This is a genomic window from Flavobacterium ammoniigenes (genome assembly GCF_020886055.1).
GTDB classification, from domain to species: Bacteria; Bacteroidota; Bacteroidia; order Flavobacteriales; family Flavobacteriaceae; genus Flavobacterium; species Flavobacterium ammoniigenes.
Window position 1 is genome coordinate 1,019,028 of the sequence record NZ_AP025184.1, and the last position, 14,356, is coordinate 1,033,383.

A 14,356-nucleotide genomic window follows, 5' to 3' on the forward strand; every position below is an offset into this window, starting at 1 on the left:
ATCAAATTTAAACGATATGAAAATTTTCAAAAAAGGACTTCTTGTTATAATTTCAATTTTGATACTACTTATTTTGGTTTTAGTGGGCTATGCTTTTTATTCTAAACCGCAATATGAAGGGGAATTGCCTTTGAAAAATATACAAAAAGAAACTACGGTTTATTTTGATGAATTTGGAGTACCACACATTTATGCCGAGAGCCAAACTGATGCCATGGAAGCATTGGGCTATGTTCATGCTCAAGATCGTTTATGGCAAATGGAGTTGATGCGACGTATTGCACCAGGACGATTATCCGAAATTTTCGGATCGGCAGCTTTGAAAAATGATCAATTTTTTGCGGGTATTGGTATCGAAGAAGCTTCGGCCAAAGCCATTGCGCAATTGGACAAAAACAGTCCGGCTTACAAATTGACACAAGCTTATTTGGACGGAATCAATCAATATTTAGAAGAAGGAAAAACACCTATAGAATTTCAATTATTGGGAATTCAAAAACAAAAATTTGAAATAAAAGACGTTTATAATATTTTCGGGTACATGTCATTTAGTTTTGCGATGGCACAAAAATCAGATCCCCTGATGACTGACTTGCGAAATAAATATGGTATGGAGTATTTGAAAGAGTTTGGTTTAGAGGGCGAATTCAACACTACCAAAATCAAGAATGCGAAGGAGAATGTTCAAGAATATTCGGCTATAGCCAAATCAGTAGCTTCTTTGTTAGACCGATCACCAATTCCTCCATTTATTGGAAGTAACAGTTGGGTCATTGCGCCACAAAAGACCAAAAACGGAAAAGTAATTTTTGCCAATGATCCACATATTGGATTTTCGCAACCGGGCACTTGGTATGAAGCTCATATGGTAACTCCAGATCATGAAATTTATGGCTACTATCTAGCGGGAACACCATTTCCTTTACTGGGACATAATCACAACTATGCCTACGGATTAACCATGTTTGAAAACGACGATATTGATTTGTACCAAGAAGAAACTAGTTCGACAGATGTCACAAAGTACAAAACACCTTCAGGATTTAATGCCTTTGAGACAAGAACTAAAACGATCAAAGTTAAAGACACGTCTGATGTGGTGATGAACGTTAAAGTGAGTCGTCACGGACCAATTGTCAATGATTTGATAGAGGGATTACAAAAAGACAAACCAGTCGCATTATCTTGGGTGTATACCCAACAACCTATTTTGATTTTAGATGCGGTTTATAAACTTTCGCATGCTAAAAATAAAGCCGATTTCCAAAAAGGGGTTCAATTAATTTCAGCTCCTGGTTTGAATGTGATGTATGGCGATGCTAAAGGCAATGTGGCGTGGTGGGCAACCGGAAAATTATACAAACACAATCCAGGTGTGAATCCGAATTTTATTTTGGATGGCGCTAGTGGAAAAGACGATATTAAGGAATATTTGGATTTCTCCAAAAATCCTTCCTCTGTCAATCCGAGTTGGAATTATGTGTATTCTGCCAACAATCAACCGGAAGCAATTGATGGTTTTTTATATCCAGGCTATTATTTACCTGAGGATAGAGCCAAACGAATTGTGCATTTGTTGGATTCAAAATCCAATTGGGACAAAGAATCAGCAAGTAAAATGATTTTTGATAATACCTCTTCGGTTGCGCCTTCAGTGGTTAAAAATCTTATTCAAGCTGTTGATTTAAATACACTTTCTAAATCAGAAAAAGAAGCTATTGCTATTTTAAAAGACTGGAAAGGGTCTAGTAATTTGGAAGACGTAGCCCCTACCATTTATAATAAATGGGTTTATTGCAGCCTAAAAAATACGTTTCAAGACGAAATGGGAGAGAAAGATTTCAAACAATTTTTAGGAACTCATATTGCGAAACAAATTGTTGCAAGACAAATGGCCAATAACCAATCGCTTTGGTGGGATAATTTGTCTACTAAAAATATAAAAGAAACGCGCAGTCAAATCGTGACAACCGCTTTGAAAGAAGCTGTTGCTGCTCTTGAAAAGCAACTAGGTAAATCCGTACAATCGTGGACTTGGAACAAAGTGCATACGGCAGAACACCAACATCCTTTGGGGAAAGTGAATGCCTTGAAACCATTTTTTAATGTGGGACCTTTTGAAGTTTCGGGATCTGTGGAAGTAATCAACAATTTGTTTTTTGATTATACAGAGGATGGCAACTATGCAGTAAAAGGCGGGCCTTCAACGAGACGAATAATTGACTTTTCTGATATTGAAAACAGTTGGAGTATTTTACCAACAGGTCAATCTGGGAATCCAATGAGTCCGCATTATAAAGACCAAGCCGAAATGTACAACACAGGAAAGTTTAGAAAAATGAAATTGAATAAAGCTGAAATTGTTACCACTTCAACAAAATTGGTTTTTATTCCCAATAAAAATTAAATAGAAATAAGGGTTAGTACGTTTTTATAATTATTTTTGCCCAACTTTTAAAATTAGTCATGCAGACTCCTCAAAAAATTGCAATAGTTGGTTCAGGGTTAGTAGGTTCATTATTGGCAATCTATTTGCGCAAAGCAGGCCATACCGTCCATATTTATGACAGAAGTCCGGATATTCGCCAAATTGAATTTTCGGGCCGCTCCATAAATTTAGCCATGTCCAATCGCGGTTGGAAAGCATTAGATGGAGTAGGAGTGGGAGATGCCGTTCGCCAAATTGCCATTCCCATGGACAAACGTGCGATCCATTTGGTTGACAAATTGAATTTTCAAGCCTACGGACAAGAAGGAGAAGCGATCTATTCAATTTCAAGAGGTCTTTTGAATCGTAAAATGATTGATTTGGCGGAAGCCGCAGGAGCCGAATTCTTTTTCGAACAAAAAATCTGGGATGTGACGCTTGCCGATGCTACTTTGCATATTGGCGAATCGGAACGTGGTGCTTGGGAGGAAAAAAAATATGATATGGTATTTGGTGCAGATGGTGCTTTCTCTAGAATTCGCCACCGCATGCAACGCCAAAGCATGTTTGACTATTCGCAAGAATTTTTAAAAATTGGCTATAAAGAATTAAATATTCCTGCGAATCCAGACGGAACTCATAAATTAGATCCGAATTCCTTCCATATTTGGCCACGAGGCGAATATATGTTAATTGCGTTGCCTAATTTAGACGGAAGTTTTACCTGTACTTTATTCATGCCTTTTGAAGGTGACAATTCGTTAGCAGAATTAAAAGATATTAATTTGGTAAAAGCTTTTTTTGCCAAAAATTTCCCAGACTCCATTGAGGTAATTCCAATGTTAGCGGAAGACTTTTTTAAAAACCCAACAAGTACATTGGTAACCATGAAGTGTTTTCCATGGGCATACGAAGACAAAATTGCATTGATTGGAGATGCCTGTCATGCTATCGTTCCTTTTTATGGACAAGGAATGAATGCGGGTTTTGAAGATATTACTGTTTTGAACGAAATGATGCAATTGTATGGAAACGATTGGAAAACAATTCTTTCAGAATACCAAAAATCAAGAAAACCAAATGCAGATGCCATTGCTGAATTGTCGTATCGCAATTTTATGGAGATGAGTACCAAAACTGCCGATGAGAAATTCTTGTTGCAAAAGAAAATCGAAAAAGTATTTTCAGACAAATACCCCGACTTGTGGATTCCATTGTATAGTAGAGTAACTTTTAGCGACCGACCTTATGCCGAAGCATTGGCTATTGGCGATGCCCAAAATACAATTATGGAAGAAGTGTTGCGAATGGACAATATTGAATCCATTTGGGATTCAGCTGAAGTGGAAAACAAAATCTTGGAATTACTTCAAGATAAATAAACTAGTCTTCTTCTCGGTGTACTTTAGTAAAGTCAAATGCAGGCGTACAAATAGCAATGTATTCACAAGCTTTCTCAAATGGGTTGGAATATTGAACTCTGGTATTTTTTTCAATTTTAATAGATTGTCCTGCTTCTAATACGATTGTCTCTTCTTCCACAATAAATTGTTTTTTACCACTTATTATATAGGTATACTCATCAAATTCGGGTGTTTGAAAAGGTTCGCTCCATCCAGGAGGCGCTATCATGTGTGCGATGGACACATTTGGATTGTTAGTACTCGCAAGGCCGTGATGCTCTTCAATTAATTTCCCGTCAGTAGTAGGGACAACGAATGGGTTATTTTGTAAGGTATATTTTTTCATAATGTTGTATTTATCTCCTATTAATTATTAAGCTAGAACGGATTTAATCCATACTTGGATTTCAGTTTAGATTACAAACATATTAATTCTAGTAGAATAAGAGGTTTTCAATTAATTAATTAGTTTTTAATTCCTATTTAATTGGATGGGTTACTATATTTTTTGCAGGATCAATTTAGTGATTGGGAGTACTTATTTTTGGGCTAATTGTCACAAATAATCTCTTACTACAACGTTTTTTATTAAAAAAACATAAATTTTATATCCAAATTTTTTAGCAAGTTATATTGATAATTTAACTGAATATACGGCTTGTAAATGTGTAATTAGTATCAAACAATCGATTTCGTTATGTATTTTTTATTAAATAAATTAATTTCAAAAAAAAATTCAATTGACTCGACTAAAATTAACACTAATTAAATTAAAAAAAGTTTTTTTATTTAAACTAAAAATATAAATTTGCTCCACTACAAGTTTATTTAAACACTAAAAAATTAAATTATTTAAAACTATTAAAATTAAAAAAAATGGCAAACGTTAAAAAAGAAAATGGACCAAAAGGTGGAGGAGCAATTTCAGGAATTATCATCGCAGCATGTATTTTTGTTGGATGGATTATTTGGAATTTTATCATGGGTAATGGAGCTAACTTCGAAGGAGGAGTAAACACAGGTCACCCACTTCCAGGAAACTATTTAGCAATGGTGTATAAAGGAGGTCCAATCGTTCCAATTTTGTTAGGATGTTTATTGATGGTAATTGTTTTCTCTTTTGAGCGTTTTGCAGTTATTTCAAAAGCAGCTGGAAAAGGAAACTTAGATGTTTTCATGAAAACTGTTCAAGCTAGTATTACTAAAGGAGATATCGATGCGGCTATTGCTTCATGTGACAAACAACAAGGTTCTGTTGCTAATGCTATCAAATCTGCATTATTGAAATACCAAGACGTTAAAGCAGAAGGATTAGATAGCGAAGCTGCTGCTGAAACAATTCACAAAGAAATCGAAGAGGCAACTTCATTAGAAATGCCAATGTTAGAGAAACACATGACTATCATCTCTACTTTAGTATCTTTAGGTACATTAGCAGGTTTGTTAGGAACTGTAACAGGGATGATTAAAGCGTTTGGTGCGTTAGCATCTGCTGGAACTCCAGATCAAGCTGCACTTGCAAATGGTATCTCTGAAGCATTGATTAACACTGCAACAGGTATCTCTACTTCTGCATTAGCAATTGTTACTTATAACTTGTTTACTTCTAAAATTGATACTTTGACTTATTCTATTGATGAGGCTGGTAATACAATTGTAAATACTTACAGACACTTCAGAAGTACAAAAAAATAATTAAATAATTAATTGTAATAAGTGACTCGATTTATCGCACGCTTATTGAATTATAAAAAATAAAGTAATGGCTGTAAAAATGTCCAAAAAAGCTGCGTCTATTGATATGACCGCTATGTGTGATGTTGTCTTTCTATTGTTAACTTTCTTTATTTTGACTGCTACAGCCAAAATTCCAGAACCGTTACCTGTAGATACCCCAGCATCAACAGTTCAAACCAAATTGCCAGACACTGATTTAGCTACTATTACCGTAGGAAAAGGAAAAGTTTTCTTTGACCTAAAAGGTAGAGAAGTTAGAAAAAGAACTTTAGAGTTAATGGGTCAAAAGTATGAAGTTGCTTTTACTGAAGAAGAATCTGCAAAATTTGCTTTAATGGAGGGTATTGGAGTGCCAATTACAAGCCTTAAGCAATTAATTGCAATGAAAAGTTCAGACAGAAGTAAAGCTAATTTACAACCTGGAATTCCTAAAGATTCTTTAGACAATCAGTTGTCTCAATGGATTCAAAATGCGCGTATTGCAAATATTGAATTACAAGATAAAGAATTGCAAATTGCAATCAAAGGAGATGCTAGAGAAGAATATCCAGCTATTAAAAAAGTAATGGATATTTTACAAGACCAAAAAATCAATAGCTTTAATTTAGTTACTGGTTTAAGAGCAAAAGATAAATAATATAAAAAGATACTAAAATGGCTGAATTAAATACCGGCGACGGTGGTGGTAAAAAAGGCAGTGGTAAGGTAAGAAGTAAAAAATCTGGCTCTAAGGTTGATTTAACAGCCATGGTAGATTTAGCATTCTTATTGATTACTTTCTTTATGTTGACCACGACCTTGTCAAAGCCTCAATCGATGAGCTTGGGATTGCCAGATAAAGAAGATAAACCAGATCCTAAAAATCAAGTTAAAGTGGATGAAAATCGTACGATGACTATACTTTTAGGAGATAACGACAAATTAGTTCGTTATGTTGGACTTCTTGCAACTCCTGTTAAAGGCGGTGCTCCAAAAGATTTTTCTTATGGAAAAGGCGGAATCCGCGAAGAGTTATTAGCTCGTAAAAAGCTGGTACTTGAGTACACAGGGAATAAGGATAAAGGGATGATTGTAATTATCAAACCAAGTAAAAAATCGAATTATCGTAACTTGGTAGATATATTAGATGAAATGGCAATTGTAGATGTACCAACGTATGCAATTGTTAATGATTATACTCCTGAAGAAAAAAAATTGTTAGAAGGTAAATAATAATAGGATTTACTCAATAACCTAATAATTAAGAAATATGAAATTAGATATATTCACAAATCAATGGCTTGATATTGTTTTCGAAGGGAAAAATAAGACATACGGGGCTTATGAACTTAGAAAATCAAATACAAAAACCACAGTTAGAGCGTTAATTATTGGTGCAGTTTTATTCTCTGTGCTTGTAGCTGCACCTCTTATTATGAGTTTGTTGCCAGATTCTTCAGGTGATGATGATAGTTTAGATACTAAAATCGTAACCATGAAGTTACCTCCAAAAAAGGAAGAGCCTAAAAAAGACCTTCCACCACCTCCACCACCTCCACCAAAAGTGGATCAAGTGAAATTTGTTAAGCCAGTTGTGGCTAAAGCAGAAGAGGTAACAGAGGAGCCACCAAAAATTACTGAAATTAAAGACAAGAAATTAGGTAACGAAACCATCAAAGGGGATCCAGATGCCGATTTGTCTGTTGAGCCTGTTGGAAATGGACCTGCAGCTGTAGTAGAAGAAGATAACAGTATTTACAATACTGCTGGTATCGAAGTAAAACCAGATTTTCCTGGTGGAATGGAAAAATTCTACAAGTTTGTTGGAAACAACTATCAAACTCCTGAAGAGGATGGCTTGAAAGGGAAAGTATATGTTACTTTCGTAGTTGAGAAAGATGGTTCATTAACAGATATCAAAGTAATTAGAGATATTGGATACGGTACTGGTAAAGAAGCTATCCGTGTTTTGAACAAATGTCCAAAATGGACTCCTGGAGAGCAAAATGGTAAGAAAGTGAGAGTACTTTACTCTCTTCCTATTACTATTCAATCTGCAGAGTAATGATACAAAACTTTGTTAATAGTTTTCAGAAGAAATCGCTCAAAGAGCGATTTCTTCTCGTTATGGGGATTTTGTTTTTAATGTCTTACCTTACTTTAGGTATCTTGTTCATTTTCATGAAGCCCTTTCCATTTTCAATGCAATACAATTATAGAGTTGCTTTTGGCGTTCTTTTAATTGCGTATTCAATTATACGTTTTTTTCGAATTATTAATGATAGTAAAGAGTAAGTTATGAATTCTACATTAAGACTAAGTACTTTTTTTTGCGTTCTATTTTTAGCTATTTCCTGCAACAAATCAGTTGATGCAAATCAAGAAACGATTTTGAAAGGTAAAGCAACGTTGCTTGTTGATGCTACTTTGATGCCTGTGATGGAAGATCAAGTACAGATTTTTGAAAGTAGGTACGACGCGACCATTGGTATAAATGCACAATCAGAAACGGAAGTGATTCAATCTTTGGTTAAAGACACTTCTAGTATTGCGGTGCTGTCAAGAAAATTGAATGCTGATGAAATGAAAATTTTTGCGAATAGAAAAATAATTCCAAAAATTACACCGATTGCATTAGATGCTGTAGCTCTTATTACCAATAGCAATTCAAATGATACATTGGTTGATATAAAGGCTGTAATAGATTTTATGAATGGAAAACCGTCACCGAAAATCAAAGGTTTAGTGTTTGATAATGCTAACTCAAGTACGGTACGATATATGAATAAATTAGCCGGTTTAACTACAATTCCTCAAAAAGGAGTTTTTTCTTTTGGAACTAACAATGAAGTTATTAAATTTGTATCGCAAAATGAAGGCATGATTGGTGTAGTTGGATTAAACTGGTTAACACAACCAAAACCTGAAATGCAAGCCTATGTAGATAAAGTTGTTGCATTAAGCTTAAAAGGCCATAATCAAAATGATTTTTTCGCACCTGATCAAAACAATATAGCTGAGGGTAAATATGCTTTAGCGCGTGAAATATACATTGTTAATTGTCAAGGTTTTTCCGGATTAGGAATGGGATTTGCTTCTTTTGTTGCGGGTGATATTGGTCAACGAATTATTTTGAAGTCAGGATTGTTGCCCTACAAAGTCCCACCACGTAAATTAAGTATTAGAAATCAAATCAATAACGATAAAAAATAAATTAACTATACAACTCAAAATGAAAACATTTAAAATTTTCGGATTACTTCTTTTGGCTACTGTTTCAGTAGGTCATGCGCAAGATATTAATCAAGCTAAAAAGGCAATTGATGCCGAAAAATACGAAGAAGCTAAAACGATATTAAAATCAATATTACAAGCTAAACCTTCCAATGGTATGGCCTCTTTCCTTTTAGGAAATGTTTATTTAAATCAAAGCGTCAAAGATTCTGCTACAATTTCTTTTGGTAAAGGATTAGCAGCAACTGAAGCTGCACGTTTCAATCATATTGGTTTAGGTCAAATGGATTTGGACCGAAATGATACTATAGCGGCTAATGCAAAATTTATTTTGGCAACCAAAGACATGCGTAAAAAAGATTTTGAAGAATATGTGTATGTGGCAAGAGCGTACATGAATGCTGAAAAACCAAATTACAAAGCAGCATTAGCAGTTTTAAAGCGTGCTATAGTAAACAACCCAATGGATGCTCAAGTTCAGTTAGCTTTAGGAGACGCTTATTATGGGTTAAGCAATCAAAACGATGCATACAAAGCGTATCGTGATGCATTCTCAGCTGACAATACATTGTTGAGAGCAAAAATGCAATTAGGGGTTTTGTTAAAAGGAGCAAAATCGTATGATGAAGCTTCAAAAGCCTACAATGAAGTGATTGCTATTAACGCAAATTACGGTCCAGTTTATAGAGAATTGGCAGAAACTTATTATAAAATTGCTCGTAACAAACCGTCTAAAGCGGCTGAAAATTTCAAAATTGCGATTGATTACTATCAAAAGTACATGGATTTAACAGATTATTCTATTCACTCTAGAATGCGTCGTGCCGACTTTTTAATTTTAGCAAAAGAATACAAAGCCTTAGAGGAAGAAGCAAATAAAATGATTGAATTGGATAAAGTGAATCCAAGAATTTTCCGTTATTTAGGATATGCTGCTTTTGAAAATGGAAATGTGGATAAAGCAATCCAATCTTTGGAAACATTTACTTCTAATCCAGCTAGTAAAATTATCGCTAAAGATTTTCAAGTATTAGGTTTAGCTAAAATCAAAAAAGGAACAAGTGCTGATGGACTTGCTATTGATCCTATAGCTTTCGAATCCGGTTTAGTTTCTATCAAGAAATCTATTGAAATGGAACCTTTAGCAGTAGAGGATTTAAATGAAGTGGGTAAAAAATTATTTGGTCAGAAATTGTACAAAGAAGCCGCGGCCATTTTTGAATTAGGTGCTAATAATGCAGAGTCAAAAACTTATCTTGATGACAATTTGTATCTTGGATTGTCTTTGTATTATGCTAATAATAAAAAAGACGTTAAACCTGAGGTTGCTGGTCTTCAAAAAGCAGATGCTGCTTTTGATAAAGTATTAGTAGCTTCGCCAAGTTATTACGAAGCCTATATATTCAAAGCAAGAACCAATAGTTTGATGGAAAATGATGAGAACACCATTAAATTCTATGAAGCTTATGTCGCTGCAGTAATTGCTAAAGGAACAGAAGAAACTGCAAAACCAGCAGTTATTAAAAAAATCGCTGAAAGTTACAACACTATTGGAGCAACCTATGCTAATACGGATAAAGTGAAAGCTGTAGAGTATTTCAATAAAACATTAGCTATTGACCCAACCAATGCTTACGCTTTAAGTTCAATTAAACAATTGAAATAAATAAAGTATTAAGAGTGCATAAAAAAACCGACAATTAGTTGTCGGTTTTTTTTATGGCTATTTTGCACAAATGAAGATAGGAAATGAATTTTGGAATTGACTATCTTTGCCGCTTCAATAGAACTAGATGTTATCAAAAGAAATTCAATTAGAAGTTAATAAAGGAGCCATGTTGCCCTTGATGGAAGAATTCTACACCATTCAAGGAGAAGGTTCACATACTGGAACGGCGGCTTATTTTATTCGAATAGGCGGTTGTGATGTGGGTTGTCATTGGTGCGATGTAAAAGAAAGTTGGAATGCTGAGTTGCATCCACCTACTAATGTCGATTTAATTGTTGCCAACGCCACTAAGTATGCTGATACAGTTGTAGTGACGGGTGGCGAGCCACTTACTTGGGACATGACCTTGTTAACTCAAAAACTAAAAGACAATAAGGTAAAAGTACATATTGAAACTTCAGGAGCTTATCCACTTTCTGGGACTTGGGATTGGATTTGTCTTTCGCCTAAAAAATACAAATTACCTACTCAGACGGTCTATGACAATGCCGATGAGTTGAAAGTGATTATTTACAACAAACACGATTTTGTTTTTGCTGAAGAACAAGCCGAAAAAGTAAATAAAAATGCGATTCTTTTTTTGCAACCAGAATGGAGTAAAAGAGAAGAAATGACCCCTTTGATAGTAGATTATGTAATGAACAATCCCAAATGGCGTGTGTCGTTACAAACACATAAATATTTGAATATCCCTTAATAAAAAAACTCCAAACCATTGTTTGGAGTTTTTTATTTACCAGCCTTTTCTTTTTTTCAATTCGGTAATATGGGCCAAATGATGCAATCCATGCCAGGCATATGTGCCAATGATTTCTTTAATTTTGAACGATGCATTATGTTCGGGATGAATGAATGATTTTTCTAAATCGGTTGCCGATAAGCTTTTCATTAAATACGCCAATCGAAAATGCAAACCTTCTAAAAAGGCTAGACTTGGTGCAACCGGCATTGTTACATTATCGGCCATATCGCCCCAGCGGTCCTCGAAATAAAATTTGATGGTGGGATTGTCTTCGGTTAATGCCCATTTGATTCGAATAAAACAGTTCATATGACTATCGGCACAGTGGTGTACCACTTGTCTAATTGTCCAGCCGCCGTCTCTATAAGGCGTGTCCAATTGTTCGTCGGTTAAGTGCATCACTTCGTTTTTTAACAGCTCTGGGAATTGTGCTATTGCTTGAATGCGTTCTGATAAATAGTCTGAAGTATAGGTTTCAGGTGCTTTAAATTTTCCGATAGGATAACGTAATTGATCTTCCATTTTCAGTAGTGTTATAAATGAGTAAGTTGTGCTAAATAATCAAAATGATCGCCCTCCAAAACGAGCTTGCATTGCAATCCATTCGCGATTGCCGCATTTTGCAATGTATTGTAATCCAAATAAAGCCATGGAAAAGGAGTTTCTGTTTCGTTTTTATATTGAACAGTAAAAGTGAGTTCGCCATAATAGGTATCACTCGGAATCCATTTCCCCCCATCTTCATCCTCGTCAAACATATAAATGATATCAGATGAATCAATCAATATTTGTCCGTTTGGATTCAGTAAGCTTTTTAGTTTTTGAAGATAAATGGGTGTTCTCTCTAGAGTTTCGAAAATTCCGGTGCCGTTCATCAACAATAGAATCGTATCGTATTTCTCGTTTTCGATATTCAATACATCTATAACTTGGGTGTTTTTCAATCCGCGAAGAGTACAAGCTGTTATCGCATTTTCAGAAATGTCGATGGAGTGAACGTCGATATTTCGTTCGTTTTGCAAATACAATCCGTGACTTCCAGCACCACATCCTACTTCTAAGGTTCTGCCTTTGGTTAATTGTAACGCTTTTTGTTCTAGAGTTGGCATTTCGGCAAAGCTTCGAAATAAATACACCACTTCCATTTCATCATCATCCGAAATAGAGGTTGAAGTGATCATGTTTTCTGGCGAAGTATTGGTTTGATAATCGAGTATGGCTTTTCCGAAAAGGTCTTTCATAATATCGTTTTGAGGAATGAAGCAATCTTTCCTCTTTAATTAGTTTATAGATTCAACTTGTTTAACTTTGCAGTAGAAATTTAGTAGTATGTTAAAACCAAATTTAGCTGAACTCGGAAAACTGGCCAAAGATAAGCATATCGAAAATAAAAAATATTTCGATAAGCTGAAAAAGAAGGTACCCAAGAATTTAGATTATGCGATGCAAGAATTGCATGATGCCGAATTTAAAAAAACCGATTGTTTGTCTTGCGCCAATTGTTGTAAAACTACCGGTCCTTTGTTTACTTCGGCTGATATTGAGCGAATAGCAAAACATTTACGACAAAAACCACAACAGTTTATTGAGCAGTATCTTCGTATTGACGAGGATAATGATTATGTATTACAATCAGTGCCTTGTACGTTTTTGGATCAGGACAATACTTGTTTTATTTATGAGGTGCGACCAAAAGCCTGTCGCGAATTTCCTCATACCGACCGAAAAAAGTTCCAGCAAATTTCTGATTTGACTTTAAAAAATATTCCTATTTGTCCTGCAGTCTACAATATTGTAGAAGAAATGAAAAAGAAACTGCCGCTTTAGTAAAGCAAATATTTTTTTCGAATTTCTTTAAACTGGTCTAGGCCGGGTTTCCAACTTTTTTTGATTTTTCGTTCAGAAATCCCTTCTTCAATTTGTAGTCGCAAGGTTTGCGTTCCCGCCAATTTGGTAAAAAAAGGATTGAAGAATGCGGTTTTATCTTCCGTTGTGTTATATGCTCGGATGAGCCATTTTAATTCAATTTGGCTTACCGGTTCTATCGTTGATAAATCCTCCCCAAAACAACTAACACCTTTATATATGGGTTCTTTGGCACCAAAATTTGGCTCAGGAATAAAACTAAATCCAGATTGCGGTAAATTGGGCGAACCGTAAATTTGAAATTGTTTGTCGGTACCTCTTCCAACACTAACATTGGTACCTTCAAAAAAGCACAAACTCGCATACAAATTAATGGCTTGGTCATTAGGAAGATTGGGTGAAGGTCTTTCTGGAAAATGATACGAGGCATTTCGATCATAATCAACACAAGGAATTACTTGTAAATTACATTGTACTTCCTCTTTAAGCCATTTTTCGCCATTAATCATTTGAGCATATTCGCCAATGGTCATTCCGTAAAGCACCGGTACAGGATGCATTCCCACAAAACTGCTGAATTCTTTTTCTAAAATAGGTCCGTCAATGATAAAGCCATTGGGATTAGGGCGGTCCAAAACCACTAAGGGAATATTGTTTTCGGCACAGGCTTCCATGATGTAATGTAAACTAGAAATATAGGTGTAAAAACGAGCGCCTACATCTTGAATATCAAAAATCAAAATGTCAATTCCTTCTAATTGTTCTGGGGTTGGTTTTTTATTAGCACCATACAAAGAGATTATGGGAAGACCAGTTTTGGTATCTTTTCCATCAATAATCAGTTCGCCAGCATCTGCCGTCCCACGAAATCCGTGTTCGGGTGCAAATATTTTTTGAACTTGGATCGCATTGGAAACTAAAAAGTCTACTAAATGTATTTTGTTGGATAAAATCCCAGTTTGATTGCTTACGACTCCTACTTTTTTATCTTTCAAAAGTGGAAGATAGTTTTCGGAGTTATCAGCACCTGTTTTAAAACTGATCGATTGATTCGGTCGAATGGAGTTTTGATTTTCAGAAAGAGTTGATTTTTGATACGAATTTTTGCTTGGAATAGTTTTATTTATGGAACAGGAAGTCATCAAAAAAAGTACGCCTAAAAAAGGAATTGATTTTTTAAAAGTGTTGAACATTGTCTTATAAATAAAGTTAAAGTCAATTAGTGTAATTCGTGTTTT

Annotated in this window: 14 protein-coding genes; 10 read left to right on the forward strand and 4 right to left on the reverse strand. The window is 35.0% G+C overall.

The window, feature by feature from the left end:
* Positions 1–16 precede the first annotated feature (16 nt).
* Both LPC21_RS04515 and LPC21_RS04520 read left to right on the forward strand, forming a co-directional pair.
* Entirely contained in the window at positions 17–2,407 is a 2,391-nt protein-coding gene (locus LPC21_RS04515; RefSeq protein ID WP_229318333.1) for a penicillin acylase family protein, read from the forward strand.
* A gap of 59 nt (positions 2,408–2,466) precedes the next feature.
* Complete coding sequence (locus LPC21_RS04520) at positions 2,467–3,810, forward strand: FAD-dependent oxidoreductase (protein ID WP_229318334.1); 1,344 nt, start codon at positions 2,467–2,469, stop codon at positions 3,808–3,810.
* A 1-nt stretch (position 3,811) separates the two neighbouring features.
* Here the strand turns inward: LPC21_RS04520 and LPC21_RS04525 are convergent, their stop codons facing one another.
* Positions 3,812–4,177 carry a cupin domain-containing protein gene (locus LPC21_RS04525; RefSeq protein WP_229318335.1) on the reverse strand — a complete coding sequence of 122 codons (366 nt, stop codon included), beginning with the start codon at positions 4,175–4,177 and terminating at the stop codon, positions 3,812–3,814.
* 530 nt (positions 4,178–4,707) lie between these two features.
* Here LPC21_RS04525 and LPC21_RS04530 point away from each other — a divergent pair.
* The 7 genes from LPC21_RS04530 to LPC21_RS04560 all read left to right on the forward strand — a co-directional run bounded on the left by LPC21_RS04530 (position 4,708) and on the right by LPC21_RS04560 (position 11,207).
* On the forward strand, positions 4,708–5,526 hold the full coding sequence (locus LPC21_RS04530) for a MotA/TolQ/ExbB proton channel family protein (protein WP_229318336.1): 819 nt from the start codon (positions 4,708–4,710) through the stop codon (positions 5,524–5,526).
* Positions 5,527–5,593: 67 nt separating this feature from the next.
* Positions 5,594–6,205: an ExbD/TolR family protein gene (locus LPC21_RS04535; protein WP_229318337.1), complete on the forward strand. Its 612-nt coding sequence runs from the start codon at positions 5,594–5,596 to the stop codon at positions 6,203–6,205.
* A 17-nt stretch (positions 6,206–6,222) separates the two neighbouring features.
* Positions 6,223–6,780: an ExbD/TolR family protein gene (locus tag LPC21_RS04540; protein WP_229318338.1), complete on the forward strand. Its 558-nt coding sequence runs from the start codon at positions 6,223–6,225 to the stop codon at positions 6,778–6,780.
* Positions 6,781–6,817: 37 nt separating this feature from the next.
* Positions 6,818–7,612 (forward strand): energy transducer TonB, encoded by a 795-nt coding sequence (locus LPC21_RS04545; RefSeq protein WP_229318339.1) that lies wholly within the window; start codon positions 6,818–6,820, stop codon positions 7,610–7,612.
* A 233-nt stretch (positions 7,613–7,845) separates the two neighbouring features.
* Complete coding sequence (locus tag LPC21_RS04550; RefSeq protein WP_229318341.1) at positions 7,846–8,760, forward strand: PstS family phosphate ABC transporter substrate-binding protein; 915 nt, start codon at positions 7,846–7,848, stop codon at positions 8,758–8,760.
* 19 nt (positions 8,761–8,779) lie between these two features.
* Positions 8,780–10,447, forward strand: a complete 1,668-nt coding sequence (locus LPC21_RS04555; RefSeq protein ID WP_229318343.1) for a tetratricopeptide repeat protein — start codon at positions 8,780–8,782, stop codon at positions 10,445–10,447.
* Between the two features lie 127 nt (positions 10,448–10,574).
* Entirely contained in the window at positions 10,575–11,207 is a 633-nt protein-coding gene (locus LPC21_RS04560) for a 7-carboxy-7-deazaguanine synthase QueE (RefSeq protein ID WP_229318345.1), read from the forward strand.
* A 36-nt stretch (positions 11,208–11,243) separates the two neighbouring features.
* On the opposite strand, the gene LPC21_RS04565 is transcribed toward LPC21_RS04560, so the two are convergent.
* Together LPC21_RS04565 and LPC21_RS04570 are read right to left on the reverse strand one after the other, a co-directional pair.
* Entirely contained in the window at positions 11,244–11,774 is a 531-nt protein-coding gene (locus LPC21_RS04565) for a YfiT family bacillithiol transferase (protein WP_229318347.1), read from the reverse strand.
* Positions 11,775–11,785: 11 nt separating this feature from the next.
* Positions 11,786–12,493: a class I SAM-dependent methyltransferase gene (locus LPC21_RS04570; protein WP_229318349.1), complete on the reverse strand. Its 708-nt coding sequence runs from the start codon at positions 12,491–12,493 to the stop codon at positions 11,786–11,788.
* 88 nt (positions 12,494–12,581) lie between these two features.
* On the opposite strand from LPC21_RS04570, the gene LPC21_RS04575 reads away from it, so the two are divergent.
* Complete coding sequence (locus LPC21_RS04575; RefSeq protein WP_229318351.1) at positions 12,582–13,079, forward strand: YkgJ family cysteine cluster protein; 498 nt, start codon at positions 12,582–12,584, stop codon at positions 13,077–13,079.
* On the opposite strand, the gene LPC21_RS04580 is transcribed toward LPC21_RS04575, so the two are convergent.
* Complete coding sequence (locus tag LPC21_RS04580; RefSeq protein WP_229318352.1) at positions 13,076–14,311, reverse strand: exo-beta-N-acetylmuramidase NamZ family protein; 1,236 nt, start codon at positions 14,309–14,311, stop codon at positions 13,076–13,078. The genes LPC21_RS04575 and LPC21_RS04580 overlap by 4 nt on opposite strands.
* Positions 14,312–14,356: the final 45 nt, after the last annotated feature.